Annotated in this window: 12 protein-coding genes; 9 read left to right on the forward strand and 3 right to left on the reverse strand. The window is 27.9% G+C overall.

Features of this window, described 5'->3' with window-relative positions; all coding sequences use genetic code 11:
- Positions 1 to 259: 259 nt before the first annotated feature.
- The 3 genes from pyrF to carB are packed head-to-tail and all read left to right on the forward strand — an operon-like array spanning position 260 to position 5,282.
- On the forward strand, positions 260 to 976 hold the full coding sequence (gene pyrF / locus BN7997_RS00330) for an orotidine-5'-phosphate decarboxylase (protein WP_071118897.1): 717 nt from the start codon (positions 260 to 262) through the stop codon (positions 974 to 976).
- A 12-nt stretch (positions 977 to 988) separates the two neighbouring features.
- On the forward strand, positions 989 to 2,035 hold the full coding sequence (locus BN7997_RS00335) for a carbamoyl phosphate synthase small subunit (RefSeq protein WP_071118898.1): 1,047 nt from the start codon (positions 989 to 991) through the stop codon (positions 2,033 to 2,035).
- Positions 2,036 to 2,075: 40 nt separating this feature from the next.
- Complete coding sequence (gene carB, locus BN7997_RS00340; RefSeq protein WP_071118899.1) at positions 2,076 to 5,282, forward strand: carbamoyl-phosphate synthase large subunit; 3,207 nt, start codon at positions 2,076 to 2,078, stop codon at positions 5,280 to 5,282.
- A 172-nt stretch (positions 5,283 to 5,454) separates the two neighbouring features.
- On the opposite strand, the gene BN7997_RS00345 is transcribed toward carB, so the two are convergent.
- Positions 5,455 to 6,192: an RsiV family protein gene (locus BN7997_RS00345; protein WP_071118900.1), complete on the reverse strand. Its 738-nt coding sequence runs from the start codon at positions 6,190 to 6,192 to the stop codon at positions 5,455 to 5,457.
- Positions 6,193 to 6,410: 218 nt separating this feature from the next.
- On the opposite strand from BN7997_RS00345, the gene BN7997_RS00350 reads away from it, so the two are divergent.
- From BN7997_RS00350 to BN7997_RS15355, 5 genes are all read left to right on the forward strand, one after another.
- Positions 6,411 to 7,283, forward strand: coding sequence for a class I SAM-dependent methyltransferase (locus BN7997_RS00350; protein WP_071118901.1), 873 nt, complete (start codon positions 6,411 to 6,413; stop codon positions 7,281 to 7,283).
- On the forward strand, positions 7,283 to 7,948 hold the full coding sequence (locus BN7997_RS00355) for an RluA family pseudouridine synthase (RefSeq protein ID WP_071118902.1): 666 nt from the start codon (positions 7,283 to 7,285) through the stop codon (positions 7,946 to 7,948). The genes BN7997_RS00350 and BN7997_RS00355 overlap by 1 nt, the downstream gene beginning before the upstream one ends.
- Positions 7,949 to 7,966: 18 nt before the next feature.
- Entirely contained in the window at positions 7,967 to 8,671 is a 705-nt protein-coding gene (locus tag BN7997_RS00360; RefSeq protein WP_071118903.1) for a peptide arginase family protein, read from the forward strand.
- Positions 8,672 to 8,752: 81 nt separating this feature from the next.
- Positions 8,753 to 9,250, forward strand: coding sequence for an SEC-C metal-binding domain-containing protein (locus BN7997_RS00365; protein WP_071118904.1), 498 nt, complete (start codon positions 8,753 to 8,755; stop codon positions 9,248 to 9,250).
- Positions 9,251 to 9,259: 9 nt separating this feature from the next.
- Positions 9,260 to 9,421: a hypothetical protein gene (locus BN7997_RS15355; RefSeq protein WP_143023133.1), complete on the forward strand. Its 162-nt coding sequence runs from the start codon at positions 9,260 to 9,262 to the stop codon at positions 9,419 to 9,421.
- A 275-nt stretch (positions 9,422 to 9,696) separates the two neighbouring features.
- Here BN7997_RS15355 and BN7997_RS00370 read toward each other — a convergent pair whose 3' ends face one another.
- A complete protein-coding gene (locus BN7997_RS00370) occupies positions 9,697 to 10,278 on the reverse strand; it encodes an IS630 family transposase (RefSeq protein WP_143023134.1) in 582 nt (193 codons plus the stop codon).
- Positions 10,191 to 10,541: an IS630 transposase-related protein gene (locus tag BN7997_RS00375; RefSeq protein WP_071118905.1), complete on the reverse strand. Its 351-nt coding sequence runs from the start codon at positions 10,539 to 10,541 to the stop codon at positions 10,191 to 10,193. Before BN7997_RS00375 ends, BN7997_RS00370 begins: the two co-directional genes overlap by 88 nt.
- 266 nt (positions 10,542 to 10,807) lie before the next feature.
- Here BN7997_RS00375 and BN7997_RS00380 point away from each other — a divergent pair, with 266 nt between their 5' ends.
- Entirely contained in the window at positions 10,808 to 20,911 is a 10,104-nt protein-coding gene (locus BN7997_RS00380) for a putative mucin/carbohydrate-binding domain-containing protein (RefSeq protein ID WP_071118906.1), read from the forward strand.
- Positions 20,912 to 21,167 lie beyond the last annotated feature (256 nt).

The following is a 21,167-nucleotide window of genomic DNA, read 5'->3' on the forward strand; positions in this document are numbered from 1 at the left end:
TAATAAATTTATAATCAATAAAATCCTTAAAAGTAGTCCAGAGAGGCTAAAAAGGTTAAATATTTTATATTATTTAAACTTGTATTTTCAACCTCTAACTGGATTAGTTAGAGGTTTTTTAATATAAAAATAAAATATAATAAAGTCTTTTAAACTAGTCCAGAGAGGCTGGGAAAGATATCTGTAATAGATAAAATCCTTATACCTCATTTTGGTGTAAGGATTTTTTTTAGGCTTTATTAAAGAGGGAGAGTTCATAATGGTAAATGGAAAAGAAAAATTAATAGTAGCAATAGACACAAATGAATTTGATAAAGCTAAAGAATTGATAGATAAGCTAGAAGATAGTGTAGACATATTTAAGGTAGGGTTAGAGCAATATGTAGCTACAAGGGGAAAAACAGTTGATTATTTAAAAGAAAAAGGTAAGAAAATTTTCTTAGATCTTAAGTTTCACGATATACCAAATACAATGCAAAGTGCAGTAAGAGCAGCAGTAAGAGATAATGTATGGTTAATGACGATACATGTATCAGATATGGAAGGTATGAGACAGTGTGCAGTAGCAGCTAAAGAAGAGGCTGAGAAATTAGGTATAGAAAAACCAATAATAGTAGGGGTTACTGTTTTAACATCATTAAGCGATCAAGATTTACAAGATATAGGATGTAATATGACAACTGAAGAACTAGCTATAAAAAGAGCTAAACTGGCTAAAGAAGCTGGAATAGATGGAATAGTTTGTTCAGCACAAGAAGTAGATAAAATAGTTGAAGCTTGTGGTAAGGATTTCGTTACAGTATGTCCAGGAATAAGACCAGCAAATGCTTCTGTAGGAGATCAAAAAAGGGTAGTTACTCCTAAGGATGCTATAAATAAAGGTGCTCATTACTTAGTAGTTGGAAGACCTATAACTAAAGCTGAAAACCCAAGTGAAGCAGCAATTAATATAGTAAAAGAAATAGAAAATGAATAGGGGGTAGGTCAAATGAAGGGGAAATTAATATTAGAAGATGGAACAATTTTTGAAGGAAAAGCATTTGGATACTTAGGAGATAGTATAGGTGAAGTAGTATTCAATACTTCTATGACAGGATATCAAGAAGTATTAACAGACCCATCATACTATGGTCAAATAGTAACAATGACTTATCCATTAGTAGGGAATTATGGAATAAATTTAGAAGATATGGAATCAAATAAATCTCATGTGAAAGGGTTTATAGTTAGAGAAAAAAGTAATGATCCAAATAACTTTAGATGTGAGATGGATTTAGATACATACTTAAAGCAAAATAAGGTTATAGGACTTGAAGGCATAGATACAAGAGCATTAACTAAAATACTAAGAAATAATGGAACAATGAAAGGTATAATAACTTTAGAAAATGCATCTTTAGAAGATGTAAAATCAAAGTTAGAAGCTTTCAGAAATACTGAAGCAGTAAGAACTGTAACAAGAAAAGAAATAGAGCATATAAAAGGTGAAGGTGCTAAGGTTGCTGTTATGGACTTTGGAGTTAAGCAAAACATATTAAGATCTTTTGCGAAAAGAAATTGTGATATAACAGTATTCCCAGCAACTACTAAGCCAGAAAAAATTTTAGGAATAAATCCTGATTTAATATTCTTATCAAATGGACCTGGAGATCCAGAAGATTTAGAAGATGTTATAGAAAATATAAAAGAATTAATTGGAAAAAAACCTATAGTAGGAATATGTTTAGGACATCAATTATTAGCTTTAACATTAGGTGGAAAAACATCTAAATTAAAGTTTGGACATAGAGGTGGAAACCATCCAGTTAAAGATTTAGAGAAGAATAAAATATTTATAACATCTCAAAACCACGGTTACTACGTATCTGAAATGCCAGAAAATATGGAAGTAACACATATAAACTTAAATGATAATACTGTAGAAGGAATGAGACATAAAGAGTTACCTATATACAGTGTTCAATATCATCCAGAAGCTTGTCCAGGACCAAAAGACAACGATTATATATTCGACAAGTTCTTAGAGTTAGTATAGAAAATTATAAAAATCGTTAATTAGATAAGGAGAAAAGATTATGCCTAAAATAGATAGTATAAAAAAGACTTTAGTACTAGGTTCAGGACCTATAATAATAGGGCAAGCGGCAGAGTTTGATTACTCTGGAACACAAGCTTGCCAAGCTTTAAAAGAAGAAGGAATAGAAGTTGTATTAGTAAATAGTAACCCAGCTACTATAATGACTGATAAAGAAGTAGCGGATAAAATATATATAGAACCATTAACAATAGAATTTATAGAAAAAATAATAGAAAAAGAAAGACCAGACAGTTTATTAGCTGGAATGGGTGGTCAAACAGGTCTTAATTTAGCTGTTGAACTTCATGATGCCGGAATATTAGATAAATATGGAGTTAAGATAATAGGTACTTCAGTAGAGTCTATAAAAAAAGGTGAAGATAGAGATACATTCAGAGAAGTAATGAGACAAATAAACCAACCAGTAGTAGTTAGCGATATAGTAACTAACTTAGAAGATGGTTTAGAATTTGCAGGAAAAATAGGATACCCAGTAGTTGTAAGACCAGCCTATACATTAGGAGGAACTGGAGGAGGAATAGCTGAAACTGTAGAAGAGTTAACAGAGATACTTACTCAAGGATTACAATTAAGTCCAGTTAGCCAAGTGTTACTTGAAAAAAGTATAAAAGGTTGGAAAGAAATAGAGTATGAAGTAATAAGAGATGGCAATGGTAACTGTATAACTGTATGTAACATGGAAAACATAGACCCTGTTGGTGTTCATACAGGAGATAGTATAGTTGTAGCACCAAGTCAAACTTTAAGTGATAAAGAATACCAAATGTTAAGAAAAGCATCTATAGATATAATAAATGCTATAGAAGTTAAGGGTGGATGTAATGTTCAGATAGCATTAAACCCAGATAGTTTAGAATATGCAATAATAGAAATAAACCCAAGAGTTTCTAGATCTTCAGCTCTTGCATCAAAAGCTACAGGATACCCAATAGCAAAGGTTGCAGCGAAAATTGCTTTAGGTTACACATTAGATGAAATAGAAAATGCAGTAACTAAGAAGACTTATGCATGTTTCGAACCAACACTTGACTATGTAGTAGTTAAGATACCAAAGTGGCCATTTGATAAATTCAAGCAAGCAAACAGAAAATTAGGAACTAAAATGATGGCAACAGGAGAAATAATGAGTATAGGAAGCAACTTTGAAGCAGCTATACTTAAAGGTATAAGATCTCTTGAAATAGGAAAATATTCTTTAGTTCATGCTCCTTCTGAAGAAAAGAGTATAGAAGAATTAAAGAAGAGTATAGTAGTTCCTGATGATGAAAGACTATTTGACTTAGCTGAAATGATAAGAAGAGGCTACAAAGTAGAAATGATAGAACAAATCACTGGAGTAGATAAGTGGTTTATAAATAAATTTAAGTGGATAGTAGAGCAAGAAGAAAAGTTAAAGGGAATGAAAATAGAAGATTTAAATAAGGAATACTTATTAGAATTAAAGAAAAAAGGATTCTCTGATAAAGGTATAGCTGACTTGATGAAAATAAGTCCAGAAAGATTATGTGAATTAAGAAAGTTATATAACATAAAACCAGCATACAAAATGGTTGATACTTGTGGAGGTGAGTTTGATGCATTATCTCCATACTACTACTCAACTTATGAACAATATGATGAAGTAGAAATAAGTGATAAGAAAAAAGTTGTAGTTTTAGGTTCTGGTCCTATAAGAATAGGTCAAGGTATAGAGTTTGACTATTGTTCAGTTCACTGTGTAAAATCATTAAGAAACATGGGAATAGAAACTATAATAGTAAATAACAACCCAGAAACTGTAAGTACAGACTTTGATACATCTGACAAATTATACTTCGAACCATTAACAGAAGAAGAAGTATTAAACATAATAGAAAAAGAAAATCCAGATGGAGTGATACTACAATTTGGTGGTCAAACAGCTATAAAGTTAGCTAAGTTCTTACACGAAAAGAATATAAAGATATTAGGAACTGACTTTGAAGATATAGATGCTGCTGAAGATAGAGAAAAATTCGAAGAATTATTAGAAAAATTAGATATAAATAGACCAAAAGGAAAAGCTATATGGTCAGTTAAAGAAGGTATAAAAGAAGCTGAAAAGCTAGGATATCCAGTTTTAGTTAGACCATCTTATGTACTTGGAGGTCAAGGTATGGAAATAACTTACGATGAAGCTAAGTTATCTAAATACTTAGAAAGTGCATTCCAAAGAGACTCTAAAAATCCTGTACTTATAGACAAGTACTTAACAGGTAGAGAAATAGAAGTTGATGCAATATGTGATGGTAAGGATATATTAATACCAGGTATAATGGAACACTTAGAAAGAGCCGGAGTTCACTCTGGAGATAGTATAACAATGTATCCAAGTCAAAATGTAACTGATGAAATAAAAGCTAAAATACTTGATTACACTAAGAAAATAGCATTAGAACTAAACGTACTTGGAATGGTTAATATACAATTTATAGAATTCCAAAATGAATTATATGTAATAGAAGTTAACCCGAGAGCAAGTAGAACAGTACCGTATATAAGTAAGGTAAGTAATGTACCAATAGTAGATTTAGCTACTAGATGTATGTTAGGAGAAAAGTTAGCTGATTTAGGATATGGAACAGGAGTATACAAAGAACCTAAATTAGTATCAGTTAAGGTTCCAGTATTCTCAATGTCAAAACTTGCTAGAGTTGATGTAAGTTTAGGACCTGAAATGAAATCTACGGGAGAAGTTTTAGGTGTAGGTGAAAACTTAGAAGAAGCTTTATACAAAGGATTTTTAGCAGCAGGAAAGACTATGTCTGATAAGAGGGGCGTAGTATTGGCTACTATAAATAATTACGATAAAGAAGAGTTTATAGAAATAGCAAGAGATATGAAGGAATTAGGATATACTTTTGTTGCTACAGAAGGAACAGCAAAAACCCTAAAAGATAATGGAATAGATGCTGATATAGTTAACAGAGTAGAAGAAGCAAGACCTAATATATTAGATGCTATAAGAAATAAGCAAGTTGATATAGTAATAAATACTCCAACTAAAGGAAATGATTCTACAAGAGATGGATTTAAGATAAGAAGAACTGCAACAGAATTTTCAACAGAAGTAATGACATCTTTAGATACATTAAAGGCTTTAGTAGAGGTTAAGAAAAAAGAAATAAAAGATGCAGGATTAGAAGTATATAACATAGCTGAATAATAATAAAGGGATAAAACTTAATGTTTTATAAGTAATGACATCTTTAGATACATTAAAGGCTTTAGTAGAGGTTAAGAAAAAAGAAATAAAAGATGCAGGATTAGAAGTATATAACATAGCTGAATAATAATAAAGGGATAAAACTTAATGTTTTATCCCTTTATCCTTTATATTATCTTCTATAATTTGATTTTAGTCTCATAGCTGTATAAATATTTTCAGGAGTGCAGTAAAATCTAGGGTTTATATATGGAGCAAATTTCTTATATTCCATTGTAAATCTTGGAATACCAAATTCCTTAGGTGCAATTTCATCTACTCCGAAATAAATTACTATTCCTACATCAGTTAAGTAAAAAGCTTGATCTTCAGGAATATCTACAACTACATCCTTATAATATAATTCTTTATTTTGACTTATTTTATAATTGACATAATTAGTTATAACTTTTAAATAATCAACATTAGGATTAAACACATTTCCAATAGTAAACATATTTCCAGTTAATAAATCAAAGTTATAATTGTTTAATTCATTGTATTCAATTTTTTCATCAACAAAGGCCATAAGATTAACTATAGTGCTTAATATATGGTTTTTACTAAATGTATTAGCATAGTTTGTAATTACTCTATACTTAACTTCTGGGTTATTGTTTTTATTATTATCATCATTTACCTGTATTTCTTCATCTATTAATCCATTTTTAAATGTAAATACATCAGATTTTATTGTTGAGTTTATATTATTAAGTACATTTTGGCTTACATTAAAATAAGAATTTCTTAATGTAAAAAAAGAAGGATATTGTAATGAAGAAGAAAAAGTACTTCCTATACTTAAATCTTCATTAAATTTTACATGTATAGGATTATATAAGCAGTTATCAGACCTTTCATAATAATTCATATTAAATTACCTCCTGTTATAGAAAATCAATTAGAATATAGTATGCTAGTTTATAAAAATAGCAAATAGGTTTATAATATAAACTTATTTATAATATATAATTTTAGAACCCTTAAATAATTAATAACTAGGAATATAAAGTATATAAAATACCGAAAATATTAAGTAATTATATGGTATAATACATAAATTGATAGAATTAATTTAGGAGGAATTCAATGTTATTATTAGCAGATAAATGGAAAGACTACGAGCTTATAGATATGGGTAACGGAGAAAAATTAGAGCGTTGGGGAGATATAGTATTAAGAAGACCAGATCCTCAAGTTATGTGGCCTATACCAAATGAAAGTGGGTTATGGAAAAATCCTCACGGACATTACCACAGAAGTAACAGAGGCGGAGGACAATGGGAACATAAAAAGAAATATCCAGAAAGATGGACAATAAGTTATAAAAATTTAAAGTTTAATATAAGTCCGACAGGATTTAAACATACTGGACTATTCCCAGAACAAGCAGCAAACTGGGATTGGGCAATGGATAAGATAGAAAATGCTAAAAGACCAATAAAGGTATTAAATCTTTTTGCATATACTGGTGGAGCTACAGTAGCTTGTGCAGCAGCAGGAGCAGAAGTATGTCACGTTGATGCTTCTAAAGGTATGGTAACTTGGGCTAAGGAAAATTTACATACATCAGGATTAGGCGATAAAAAAGTAAGATTTATAGTTGATGATGTTGTTAAGTTTGTTGAAAGAGAAATAAGAAGAGGCAATAAATACGATGCGATAATAATGGATCCACCTTCTTACGGAAGAGGGCCTAAAGGTGAGGTTTGGCAAATAGAAGAGAAATTATATGGTTTAGTTGAATTATGTACAAAAGTATTATCAGATGAACCTTTATTCTTCTTAATAAACTCATATACAACTGGATTATCTCCAATAATACTTGAGCATATATTAGATGCTACAGTAGCTAAAAAAGCTAAAGGTGGAAAAATATATGGAGGAGAAATCGGTATACCAACATCTAGAGATGGTAAAGTTCTTCCATGTGGTATATTTGGAAGATGGGAGTCTAAATAATGATTAAAATCATATTTGAAGATAATCATCTTTTAGTTGTAGAAAAGCCTGTAAATATACTTTCTCAAGGTGATGATACTAATGATAAAGATATGGTCAACTTACTTAAACAATATGTAAAGGAAAAGTATAATAAACCAGGTAATGTATATATTGGTTTAGTTCATAGATTGGATAGACCTGTAGGTGGAATTATGGTATTTGCAAAGACTTCTAAAGCTGCATCTAGACTATCTGACCAAGTTAGGACTAAAACCTTTAAAAAGACTTATAGAGCTGTTATACACGGTGATATGAATAAGAAAGAAGATACTCTTAAAGATTATCTTTATAAGAATAAAAAGACTAACATGGTAAGTGTAGTTAATAGGGATCATAAGGAAGCCAAAAATGCTGAGTTAAGTTATAAGACCTTAGATAGAAAAGATGGATTTAGTCTTGTTGAGATAGATTTAAAAACAGGAAGACCTCATCAAATAAGAGTTCAATTTGCAAGTAGAAAGCATCCTTTATTTGGAGATCAAAGATATGGACAAAATGTTAATAAAGTTGGTCAACAAATAGCACTATGGTCTTATAAACTAGAAATAATACACCCTACAACTAAAGAAAAAATGGAGTTTACATGTGAACCACCTAAGGAATATCCATGGAACTTATTTTAATAGTTAAGAGGAATTAGTATGGATAAATATATAGGATTTTATATAGATAGACCTATTGGTAATAATATATTTTCATATGAAGATAGAGAAAATAAAAAAATATATGTACCAAAACTTATAGAAGGAACTTTAGATGATGTTTCAGTTGGAGAAGAAATAGTATTCAATGAAATTGATGAGGATATTGAAATAAAGGCTAAGGGACTTAAGAATATGATTATATATAAGTATCAAGATAAAGATGTATATATATTTGATAATCATAACCATGCCTTTTATTTTTGGATAAAAAGTTTGAAAAAGGGAAACTTTACTAAAGGGTGTAAATTAGTCCATGTAGATCAACACAAAGATACAAGAGAACCTGAAAATTATAATGTAGATATAGATAATATTGATGATGTATTTAAGTATACTAATGAAACTTTAAATGTAGGAAGTTTTATTAAGCCTGCTTTAAAACATGATATATTTTCTGAGGTAATTATAATAGATAGTTCTTATGGATTTAATTTAGATATAGAAGGAGAATATGTACTAGACATAGATTTAGATATATTCTCAAAGGACATGGATTATATTCCTTATGATTTAAAAGTTTCAAAAATAAAAGATTTAATAAAAAAAGCAAAAGTAATAACAATAGCATCTAGTCCATTTTTTATAGAACAAGACTATGCTATAAAAGTATTAAAAGAATTATTTAATTATGATATAATATAATAGTTAGTTTAACGTATTTAATAAATACATAATTAATTTTTAATATAAAAATATACTAAATATAACTAGGAGGACAAAGGTATGAGTTTATATACTGAATGGAGAAATTTAAGTGATAATCATGAAAACCAAGAAGCAGAAGTAAAGTTTTGGGAAGCATACTTACAAGCAGAAGCTTCAATATACAATGAATTATTAAATAACAAGCAAGAAGTTATAGAAGGTAAAGTTAGTGAATTAGCTGCTAAATATAATGTTTCAGTTGAATATTTCATGGGATTCATAGATGGAATAAGCGAAAGTTTAAAAGAAGATATAACTTTAGAAACTATAGAAGCTGGTAGTACTATAAAATTAGATATAGATTTCGAAAAATTATACTATAACATGGTAGAAGTAGAAGCTCATTGGTTATATAACTTACCAGGTTGGGAGACTATATTACCAGCTGCAAAGAGAAAAGAATTACAAAAAGCATATAAAACTTCTAAAACAGTAGTTAAAGAAGAAAAAGTAGGAAGAAACGATGCTTGTCCATGTGGAAGTGGAAAGAAATACAAGAAGTGTTGTGGAAAATAAGGTAATGTTATGTTTATTTTAAGATTTATTAATGATGATGATGACTTATCAGTAAAAGAATTTGTATCTTTAGCTGATTTAAAAGAATATATAAATCAAAAGAATCTAGAAAAAACATGGCATCAAATAGAAGAAGTAAAAAAAGTAATACCAAATCTTAAAGAAGATTAAAAATTATGAAAATAATAAATTTAAGTTAAATATATATTTGAATTTTTAAAATGTATAATATAAATTATATCATTATTTAATTTATTTATTTTAGTTTTTAAATTGCTTAGTAATATATTTTTAATGATATTATAATTTGAATTTTATAAGTTTAGATACACAAGATATTATACCTATAATTAAAAGATTATTTACATATAAATAATCTTTTAATTATAGGATTTTTTATATCAATATACACTTGTTTAACTAAATATAATTTATAGTAGTCGAACTTAAAAAAGTTCGTAAATAGATTCTTCAAGGCTCTTGTTATTTTTAGTTATTTTTTTCAAATTTTTCTTTAATGTTGCCCAATACTTTTCTATAGGATTTAAATTTGGAGAATATGGTGGTAAAAATATTAGTTTTAGATTTTTATTAGCATTTTTACATAATTCGTATAATCTACTCTTACAATGAAATGTTGCATTATCCATTACAATAGCTTTATTTTTTTCTACTTCATTTAAAAACATTTCTTTAAACCATTTTTCGAAAAACTTACTATCCATTATTTTATCGTACACTAAAGGAGAGATAATCTTATCTCCACATTTTCCTGCTACTATATTTGTTCTTTTGTATTTTTTACCTGGTATTTTATCGTAAACTTTTTTACCTCTTATAGCTCTTGCATATTCTCTATAAATATAACCTTGTATTCCTGTTTCATCAATATATACTATATCTTCTTCGCTAAAGTTTTTTATCTCATTTAAATATTTATTTACTTTTTCCTTACATTGTTCTTTGTATGAAGTTGTCTTTTTTTTCGTGTTATATTTAATTTCTTTAATGCTTTTCTTATTGCACACTCACTACAATTAAACTCCTCTGCAATCTCAACTAAATATGCATCTGGATGTTTTTTTATATATTTAATTAACTTTTCTGGATAAATCTTTTTTGGTTTTCTAACCTGTATTTTTACTTCACCTAATTTACCTTCCTTTTCTTTATTTATCCACCTAGTTAGTGTTGTTTCAGATATTTTAAATACTTTACAAGTTTCTTTGTAAGTATGGCCTTCTCTTTGGTATTCTACTGCTCTTTGTTTAAACTTTATATCATAACTCATATTATATTTGTTAACTTATTTAACAATTTTCGACAATAAACGATAGGAATATACAAAAAGGTATATTATATGTTATAATACTGTAATAATGTTTTAATACCATTAAGATAGAAAGTAATATTTATAGATATTAATTAGTAAATAGATTAGATTATCAAACGAATATATTTAAAACTAAATATAGATTTTCTCATGGCATACCGAAGATTCGATAATATTTGGTATGCCATAAATAAAAATTTAATGAAAGGAGGACAAAACTTTTTATGAAAAGAAAATTAATTTCTTATATTTGTTTGGTAGCTATTTTTATGGAAACTATTCCAGTAAATGCATTATCTAATATTACTTCAGAAATTGTGCCAATAGAAAGTTCAGAAGAAACTAAATCTGAAGAAGAATCTACTGAACAAAAAGAAGACAAACAAAAAGAAGAAAGTAAACCTAAGCTAGAAGATAATGTATTTAATATGTATATACTAGATAAAATAGAAAATGAATTAGGCTTTTCTATAGGCTTTGATGAAAAAGAAAAGAAGTTTAAATTAAGTAATCAAAGTGAAAAACAATTATCTAAAACAAATCTAGATAGCATAATATATAAAATTAATATATATGATAAAGAAAATAAAGAAAAATTAAATATAGAGCTTCTAGGCAAAGATACTGGAAATTCTGAAAAACTAAATATACTTAAAGATACTAAGTATGAAACTGGTGATACCATAAAAATAGCTTCTTTTGACCCTAAGAAAGGCATTAAAATTTTAGGAGAAATCAAAGGAGATATAAACAAAGAAAAACAAACAGATAAAGAAAATGAAAAGGTAGAAGATTATTCTGACGGTGTTGATAATCTTGATTATATTGAAAATGTAAGATTTAAAATAACTGAAACTAATCTTGAGACTGTCTATAATAATGCACCAGTATTTGAAGGATTAACAGACTTATTAGATGTAGAAGATCCATCTGTAGATGTTCTTCAAGGTATAAAAGTTACTGATGATCACGATGGTTTAATTGATAACTCTAAGATAGTAGTATCAGTTCAGGAAAAAACTGAATCTTCAGCTATATTGCAATTAACAGTAGAAGATAGCTGGGGAAGAACAACTAGCACTACACGAAATATTTCAGGCAAAGAAAAAATTAATACAATTAATTCATCAGGAAATGATAGTGCTACTACTCCTACTCCTACTCCTACAGTAACTAATAGTATAGAATCTAACACAATTACAGTAGATGGGGTACCATATTCTGATAATAGAACACAAAGATTTAAAATAAGATTTAATGCCGTATCTAAGGAAATTAAGGTAACAGATGATGATGGAAGGGTTCTTAGCTATAATGAAAAAGGAGAATATTTCAAGTTTGTATTATATGACAAAAATATGGAAGAAAAAACTTCTGTTACACTATTAGGTAATGACAAAAGTGATTCTGACAAATTGAATGCTATAAATAACTATATTTTTGAAGATGGTGATTATATAGGTATTTGGCATAAAGAATCAGATACTAAACTTAAAATTGATGGGACTGTAAAGAAAACACGAATCAATGAAAATAAAGAAGCTGTAGTTATACAAAACGAAGTAGAAAATTATTCGCAAGGTGTACCACAAGCACAAATTTCTGAGCGTAGATTTAGAATAAAAACAACTGGACTTGAGGAAGTTAAAAATGCTGCACCTACAATAGGTACTTTAGAACCTATTGTAGTAAATAGGGGTGAAGATAAAGACCTTTTAGAAGGTGTAGCTAAAAGAGTAAGTGATGACTTTGATACATTTGATGCTGAAAATATAGAAAAAGGTTATGTGTCAATAACACATACTCCATTTGATAATACTTATGTTGGAACTCAAATAATAACTTACACTGCAACAGATAGATGGGGCAATAAGGGTACAGTGGATAGAACAATAACTGTAAATTCAGGAAATCCTCTTGATAGTACTTATATTGAGCTTATGAAATCTGAATCTACAAACGAAAGTTTATTTAAACTAAAGATAGACTCAGTTAAAAAACAATTGATAGTAGATAACTTAAATAGTTTACCAGATACGCAAATAGATCCAAGTAGATCATCATCTATATTTAAATTAAAAATATATACAAGAGGTGGAGTACTACAAAAAACATTAAATATAAAAGGTACTGATAAACTAAAAACAGTACTTAGAAGAATCAATGGATATACTTATAGTGAGAATGACCGTATAGAACTTTGGTCAATAAATCCTAAAAATATTAGAGTATTTGGAAATTTAGTAGAAAGCAATAGTACAAATACAAGTACAGATATACCTTATGTAAGTAATGAAGTAGATGGTGAAAATTATCGTGAAGATTATACAAATGGTATAGATAATCAAGATTACATGAAAAATGTAAGGTTTGAAATTGGTAAAACTAATTTAAAGTATATATACAATAAAGCTCCAGTATTTACAATAAGTAAAGACTTAAGAGTGAGAAGAAAAGGAGATGTCAATTATATGGATGGGATAAGTGCGTCAGATGATCATGATGATGATTCATCCCTAAATATAACACACACTGAAATTGATACTAGTAATATTGGAGAAAAGTATATTGAATATAAAGTAGTAGATAGTTGGGGTAGAAATGCTCTTATAAAAAGAAAAATTACTGTCTATCCTTACAACAACTTAGAATATAACTATATAAATATAAAAAATAATCAAACTAATGAGGTAATCTTATCTATTAGATTTGATGAAGATAATAGGAAGTTTAAGGTTAATAAATTAGATGTAAGTAAAATACCAAGTGGTTTAAGTAATAATAGTGAACTACTAAAAATTGAGCTTATTAAGCAAAATAAAAAGAGTATTTTAAAATCAAGTAATAAAGAAACTATAACTATTACAAGACAAGATTTAATTAATAACACATTAAATGAAAAATTTGAAAATATACAATACAACTATGGTGATTATTTAGTATTTAATTCTTATGATTATGCAAATGGGATACTTATATCAGCTAAATCAGATGATACATCAAATGAATCAAATAATGAACAAACAAAGTCAAGTGATATATCAGATGGCTCAAATGACTTAGATGAAACACCATCTAATCCAAATGAATTATTAAATGGATTTAGAGATGTAGATCAAATGGAAAACTCAAGGTTTAAAATAGAACAAGAAGGTCTACAAATGATATATAATGCTGCACCAGAAATTGATGGTTTAGAAGATATTTTATACTTATATAGTGGAGAAACATTAGATTTTCAAAAAGCTATAGAAGGTATAAATGTGGAAGATGCTTTAGATAATGACATAAGTACAGATAATTTAATAGTTAAATCTGAAGATGGTAATGAGTTAAGTAGCATAGACACAACACAAATTGGTGATATTATATTAACTTATGAGATAACAGATTCTTGGGGAAGAACAACTTATGGAGAGAGAATTGTATCTATAATATCAAAATCTGCATCAAATGATATTGAGTTTTATAGTGAAGATGGAAGAGAAAGGTTATTTTATTTGAAATATAGACCAATAGAGCATGGATTTGACTTTATTCGTGATGAACATAATCCACCAAACGAGGTTATAGATCATTCACAAAATCAATTAGATCAGAAAAGTGATACTACAAATCCATCGATAGACCAAGAAGATTCAGAAAGTGGTGATTTGGAATCTAATCCAGATACAGAACAACCACCAAGCAGTGATGTACCAGAATCTCCAACAGAACCAGAAAAAGTATTTAAATTAAGTGTATTTAATACTAATGGAAAAGAAGTAGGAACTTTTGAATTATCTGAAGAGGAAATATCTAATCCTAAAAATCTTGATAGATTAAAAGAAATTGATATCTATGATGATTATTACTTTAGTGTATGGAGTAATAATAGATCTAGAATAAAAATTACAGGTTATATGGAAGGAAATAATACATTAGGTGAATCTGGAAATGAAAATGAAGACTATTCAACAGGTATAAGTAGTGACGACCATATGAACAATGTAAGATTTAAACTAAGAACAAGAGGGTTAGAGGCTGTATATAATAAAAAGCCAAAAATAATCATATCGTCTGAAGATATACTTACACAGTATGCAGGAGACCCTATTGACTATATTCAAGGTGTAGAGGTTATAGATGACCATGATCAAACTATTCCTACTGAAAAAATAAAGGTTAGTTTTGGAGAAAAGACTGAAGAGGGTGTAGCAAAAGAGAAAACTGAAAATGACCTAATAATAGGAGATAATACTATTTACTTAAGTGTAGTAGATAGTTGGGGTAGAGAATCTACTACAACTAGAACGTTAGTAATAACTAATGGTATAGATAAAAATAGAATAAGCTTTAATGGTGTAGATGGAGAAGTTATAGGTATTGGATTTAATCATGCTAATAATAAATTAGTAATATCTAAGGAGAATAAAGCATTTGGAGAAGGAAATGTTTCTGGATATGTACGTATAGCTATAAAAAGAGCTAACAATACTTATGCTGTTAGACCAGTAGAATTTAATGTTAATGAGAATTTTAGTAATGAAAATGTATCAAATAAACTACAACCATTAATAAATTATCAACTTAACTATGGAGATAAACTTGAAATTTATCATGGACATCCAATTAGGTTTTTGATAAATGGAAAGGTAATTGATGCAAGAGAAGATTATGAAGATGGAGTTGATAACCCAGAAAACTTAATCAACACTACATTTGAGATTACAAAAAGTGGATTAAAAGCAATATATACGAATCCAGATACAAGTAATATTACTGATAATAAGGTTGTATTTGGACCTATGGCACCAGAAAAATTCCCTGTAAAGATACAGATTGATTTTAGTGAAAGGAAATTTAAGGTCTTAGACAAAACAACCACTAAATTTTCAAGTGGTGATGATGATGATGTATATAGGATGGTTCTTATTGGTTCAAATGGGAGAATTAAAAGAGATTCATCTTTTAGAGGGGAGAGGTATGCCGATACTATTAATGATAACGAGTTTTGGCATAATCAAAGGTTTGATTATAATGACTGTTTATATATATGGCACAAAGATCCAAAGAGATCTATTATAAAAGGTAACATAATAAATAAACGAGAAGATTATGAAGATGGTGTTGATAATCCTGATAATATGAATCATGTTGTATTTAGATTAACTCAAAATGGGTTAGAATCAATATATAATGAAGCACCAGTAATAAATGGTGCTGAAAGTGTAGATGTATATAAAGGTAGTGAGTTTAATTTAGTAGAAGGAATCACAATTACAGACAAATTTGACACAGATCATCTAGGATCTATATCGATTAATGGACGAAGTGTGACAACTAGTAATAATGGTACTGTTTTAAATCCAAGCAGTATTTTACTTGATACATCAACTGTTGGAGAAAAAACTGTAACGTATACGGCAACAGATCGTTGGGGTAAAGAAACTACTATCAATAGAAAGATAATTGTAAGACCTGATTTATATAAAAATACATTTAAGATATTTTCTGATGTTAATGAAGAAGAGATGATATCTGAATCAGATAGTACTGAAAATAAAAAAAATCTATTATTTGAAATTGGATTTGATACTGTTACTAATAAATATAGAGTATTTAATAGGAAAAGTGATAGAATTTCAACAGATAATTCTTCAGAGGAGAAGTTTTATATAAATATACTAGGTTCAGACAAAAGTTTAAAAGCATCTATTTCATTAACAGGTAATGACAGAGGTACATCTCCTAAATTAGATAAACTTAACGAAGTAGATTATGATATTGGAGATATTATAAGAATTTATAGAAGTGATTTTGACGCAATTGAATTTGTTGGTAATATAGAAAATTCTGAACCCAACAAACCTTTTGAAGATAATACTGAAAGATTAGATATTATGAAAAATACTGGATTTATAGTAAGAGAGGATGGCTTAACAGTAAAATATAATAATTCACCTACTATAACAGATACAAATAATGAACTACAAGATAGAATTGTAAGTAAAAATACAGTTTTAAATCTGTTAGAAGGTATAAATTTCAATGATGAAGAGGATGGAAATATATCTGATAAGAAATTTATTAATATTAGTATAAATGGAGAGGTTTTATTATTTGATTCTTTAAATGAACCAGTAGAATATGAATTTAATGAGCTTGGAACTTATAAGATCGATTATACTGTATATGATTCTTGGGGAAGAGGAACACTAAAAACGGTCAATATAAAAGTAGAAGCTAAGGTTAGAGATAATGAAATTAATGTGTATAAAACTAATAATGATTTAGCATTTAAAATTAAATTTGATACAACAAATAGCAAATTTATATTAACTGATGAAAGTAATTTTGTTAATGATATTTCTTCAAAAGCTAATAAAACTACAGATGAAGTAATTAATGAATCAGATGAATCTGGAGATTTTAAAATGATTGTAAGAGATATAAGAGGAGATGTTAAATATAGTGTAATTTTAAATGGAGATCAAGAACATGATGTTAATGAGTTGAAAAAAATACACAATAAAGATTTCTCTAAATATGATACAATAAGCCTGTATAGCAATAATGCTAATGGAATTAAAATAACAGGTAGTGTAATAAATAAAGATAATAATGGAAATAAAGATTATTCAAATGGATTTGTTAATATTGAAAATTATTCATTAGTTAGATTTAAAATAACTGATGATGGATTAAAAGAAACAATTAATAAAGATTTAAGAGTATTAGGAATAGACTCAAAGACTATAAAAAGAGGATCTGATATAAATTTATTAGAAGGAGTTACTGTAGATACTCAAGATGATTATAATGAAGACTATAAAATAGTAGTAGATGATAGTAACTTTAATAAATTGAAAGAAAATGAGTATACTGTAAAATATACAATAACTAATAGTTGGGGCCAAAGTGTTGAACATAATAGAACTATAACTGTTGAGCCTAGAAATGAGTTAGAAAAAAATAAACTTAGTCTTAAAAATAATAACGGAGAAGTTATACTTAAAATTGGTTTTGATTCAATAGAAAACAAACTTAGAGTATTAGAATCTAGATTAAATGCAAATATAGATTCTAACAATACTAGTTTAGCCTTTTCTATAAATGCTTACAACTCAGAAGGTAACACAATTGGTAATATTGAATTAAAAGGGACTGAGAATATAGATCAAATAATAATAGATAAATTAAATAATTTTGAGTATGTTGAGGGATATAGATTATCTATATGGGCAAAACATCCGCAAACTCATTTAACTCTAGAAGGTAATATAAAAGCTTTAAATAAAGAAACTAAGAAAATAATAGGTTCTAGAACATCAATTCTTAAAGATGACATTGATAAAATGGAAAATGGTAGATTTGAAATTTTAAATAATGGATTAGCATATATTTATAATGAAGCTCCAATAATATCCGGAGGAGATGACATAATTAATTACTATAAAGGTAGCATATTAACTCTACCAAGCAGTATAAAAGTAGATGATGATTATGATACAATAAGTAGAAACCAGATTATAATAGATGATGACAATGTAAATTATGATGAACTTGGAATCTATGATATAACATATGTTGTTGAAGATAACTGGGGTAGAGTTGGTAAAAAGTCAGGAAGAATAAATATTAAATCTTCTATGGAAAATAATAGTATTGATGTATATCCAAAAAGAACTAGAAGAACTTCACAAAATGAAAATGGTGATAATAAAGCATTTTCTATAAAGTTTGTTAGAGATGAAGATAATGATAAAAATAAACTTAGTATCGAAAAAGGATCTAGTGTTCAATTTAATTCAAGTAGCATAGAATCTACTTTTATGACTATAAAAATATATAGTTCAGCTGGAAAAGTTGTAAAAGAAGTTAACCTGTTAGGAAGCGATACTAACACACGACTAGATGAATTAAATGATTTTGAGTATGAAAGAGGCGGCTATATAGGTATAGAAGGTATAACAGAAGATACTAAATCATGTGTTAAAATACAAGGTACAGTAGTTAATAAGAAATCTGATTATACAAATGGGATACAAAATATTGATCATATAGAAAATGTAAGATTTAAGTTAACAGATCTTGGTTTAGAATCAGTATATAATGAAGAACCTAAAATAGTAATCGATGAAAGTATAAAATTAAATCTTGTAAAAGGTGATGAAATTCCTTATATGAGGGGTGTAAAACTTTTAGACGACCATGACAAATTAACTAAAGATAATGTAGAAGTTACTTGGAATCCAGGTTATACTGGTAATACAGATGATACCTATGAAAATATAAAAGGATATGCTAAAGTTGGAGAAAATATTCTTCAATATAAAGTAACAGATTCATGGGGAAGAAGTAAAATAGCTACTAGAACAGTAAATTTAACAAATGGTATACTAAATAATACTATACACTTTGATGGTGATAGTAGTCCTGATGCTATAAAAATGAATTTTACAGCTACTGAGAATAATAAAGTGCGTATGACTTTAGAAACAACAAATGATACTATGTGGAGTATGAATAGAGAAAATTACTATACAATAAAAATATATAATCCAAACCAAACTCAACCTAGGTTTAATATAGGTCTTAATGGTATCGATAATGGAAATACACCTAAGCTTAATGCTATTAGAAATATAGAACTTGAGTATGGAACAATATTTGAATTTACTGCAGGGCATCCAAGTAAATTTAAAATCAAAGGAAGTGTTAGAAATGCACGTGAAGAGTACTTTGATGGAGTACAAAATCCAGAAAACTTAACTTCAATAAAGTTTAAAGTTACAGATTCAGGATTAAAATCTATTTATACGGATGCTGATAATGGTAATCTAAATGCAAATGAAAATATAATTTCATTAGTTGCAGATGAAAATATACCTATTAAATTTAAAGTTGATCCAATTACAAAAAGAATAAATGTCATTTCTTATAATTCTACGAGTCTTCAATATGGTCTAGGAGAAAACATAGAAACATTTAGAATGACTTTAACAGGTTCAAATGGACAGACAAAAGCAAATGTTACAGGGTATTCTAGAGATCAAGGTGATAACAATAAGTTTAGAGATGCATTTAACAATAGAAGTTTTGAAATTGGAGATACACTAACTATTTGGCATAAAATTCCTAAGAGACTTCTTATAAAAGGAGAGATTCAAGGAAAAAGAGAAGATTACTCAGATGGTGTAGACAATAGTAGGAACTTAGAAGATGCGGTATTTAGATTAACAGAAACAGGATTAGAAGCTGTATATAAAGAAGCACCTAAAATAACTGGTGTAAAAGATGCTAGAGTACTAAAAAATGAAGATCTTAATATAGAACAATTAATAGATGAATTAAGAGCTCGAGATAATATAGATGGTGATTATAGTGAGAAGGTTATAATTGGTAAAAATACACAATCAAAAACATATCCAACTGGAACTATAATTATCGACACTACATCTGTAAATACAAATAAAGTTGGTGTATACGAGGTAACATATAGTGTTGTAAATAGTAATAATCGTACAGCTAGAAGATCAAGTACTATAGTAGTATACGATAGACCTACAATAACAGAAACTAGTTTAAGTAGAATAGAGCTTAACTCTATAGATAGTAATGATGAGGATGCTATAATAAGTCGTCTTAAACAGGCTGTAATAGCCAGAGATGGAGATGACGAATTATTTGGAAAAGAAACTAAGTTAGAGGTTGTAGAACACGATGTAAATCCAAATTTAGAAAATATTTATGAAGTAACATATAAAGCTACAGATTTAAATGGAGAAGAAACAGAAGAAGTAATAAATATAACAGTTAGTAGAACTATAAATGTTTCTGTACCGACAACTATTCCATTCCAAGTTGTAACAAACTTAAAGAAAAAAGAAGATGATGACGGTGAAGATTTAGATCCATTTATATCTGGAGTTATGAATGTTAAAAATAATAATACAAGTGATGTTAGTGTTTCTATTGAATCATTTACTAGAGTAGAAAGTAATACTACCAAAAATAGAAATTACGATAGACTTGAAATTGTTGATCCGAATTCAGTTTCAAATTGGAATACATTATCTGAAGATGAATCTATGAAAAAAATATCTTTAGGTATATTTAACAAAGAAGGATTATATGTAAACTCTAATTTAGATGTAGAATTAACAAAAGACCAACCTTTATGGCTATTAGAAAATATGGATGAAATTAAATTGGGTACTTTGAAAAGAGCAACTAATTTATCTAATCCTTATGTATCTAAGTTAAGTTTTACAAGTAAACATGGTAAAAACTTTAAAGGTGGAAGTTCAAAAGGTAAGTTTAATTTAGTATTTAAATTTGAATAAATATATAATAAGAAGATGGCTATCTCTATTTAGAGATAGCCTCAGATTGTAGACAAAATAGCCATTTTTAACTTATATAAAATGGCTATTTTCTTTTTTATAAAGATTTTCAGTGATAATATACTAAAAATAGGCGTAAACCTTAGATGATTGGATGTATCTTTCAACATCCAATTGGCTAATTTTTTTAGGGTAAAACTCTTTTAATAATCCGTTAGCAAATTATTGTAGAGGTAACAAAAAAAATATTTTTACA

The organism is Romboutsia timonensis (assembly GCF_900106845.1).
GTDB lineage: Bacteria > Bacillota > Clostridia > Peptostreptococcales > Peptostreptococcaceae > Romboutsia > Romboutsia timonensis.

What these genes read in the sequence shown, in the direction of transcription:
- BN7997_RS00355 (WP_071118902.1), top strand. Translation starts at nt 7,283, where the DNA reads ATGATTAAAATCATATTTGAAGATAATCATCTTTTAGTTGTAGAAAAG.
- BN7997_RS00375 (WP_071118905.1), bottom strand. Translation starts at nt 10,541, where the DNA reads ATGAGTTATGATATAAAGTTTAAACAAAGAGCAGTAGAATACCAAAGA.
- BN7997_RS00380 (WP_071118906.1), top strand. Translation starts at nt 10,808, where the DNA reads ATGAAAAGAAAATTAATTTCTTATATTTGTTTGGTAGCTATTTTTATG.
- BN7997_RS00365 (WP_071118904.1), top strand. Translation starts at nt 8,753, where the DNA reads ATGAGTTTATATACTGAATGGAGAAATTTAAGTGATAATCATGAAAAC.
- carB (WP_071118899.1), top strand. Translation starts at nt 2,076, where the DNA reads ATGCCTAAAATAGATAGTATAAAAAAGACTTTAGTACTAGGTTCAGGA.
- BN7997_RS00345 (WP_071118900.1), bottom strand. Translation starts at nt 6,192, where the DNA reads ATGAATTATTATGAAAGGTCTGATAACTGCTTATATAATCCTATACAT.
- BN7997_RS00350 (WP_071118901.1), top strand. Translation starts at nt 6,411, where the DNA reads ATGTTATTATTAGCAGATAAATGGAAAGACTACGAGCTTATAGATATG.
- BN7997_RS00360 (WP_071118903.1), top strand. Translation starts at nt 7,967, where the DNA reads ATGGATAAATATATAGGATTTTATATAGATAGACCTATTGGTAATAAT.
- pyrF (WP_071118897.1), top strand. Translation starts at nt 260, where the DNA reads ATGGTAAATGGAAAAGAAAAATTAATAGTAGCAATAGACACAAATGAA.
- BN7997_RS15355 (WP_143023133.1), top strand. Translation starts at nt 9,260, where the DNA reads ATGTTTATTTTAAGATTTATTAATGATGATGATGACTTATCAGTAAAA.
- BN7997_RS00335 (WP_071118898.1), top strand. Translation starts at nt 989, where the DNA reads ATGAAGGGGAAATTAATATTAGAAGATGGAACAATTTTTGAAGGAAAA.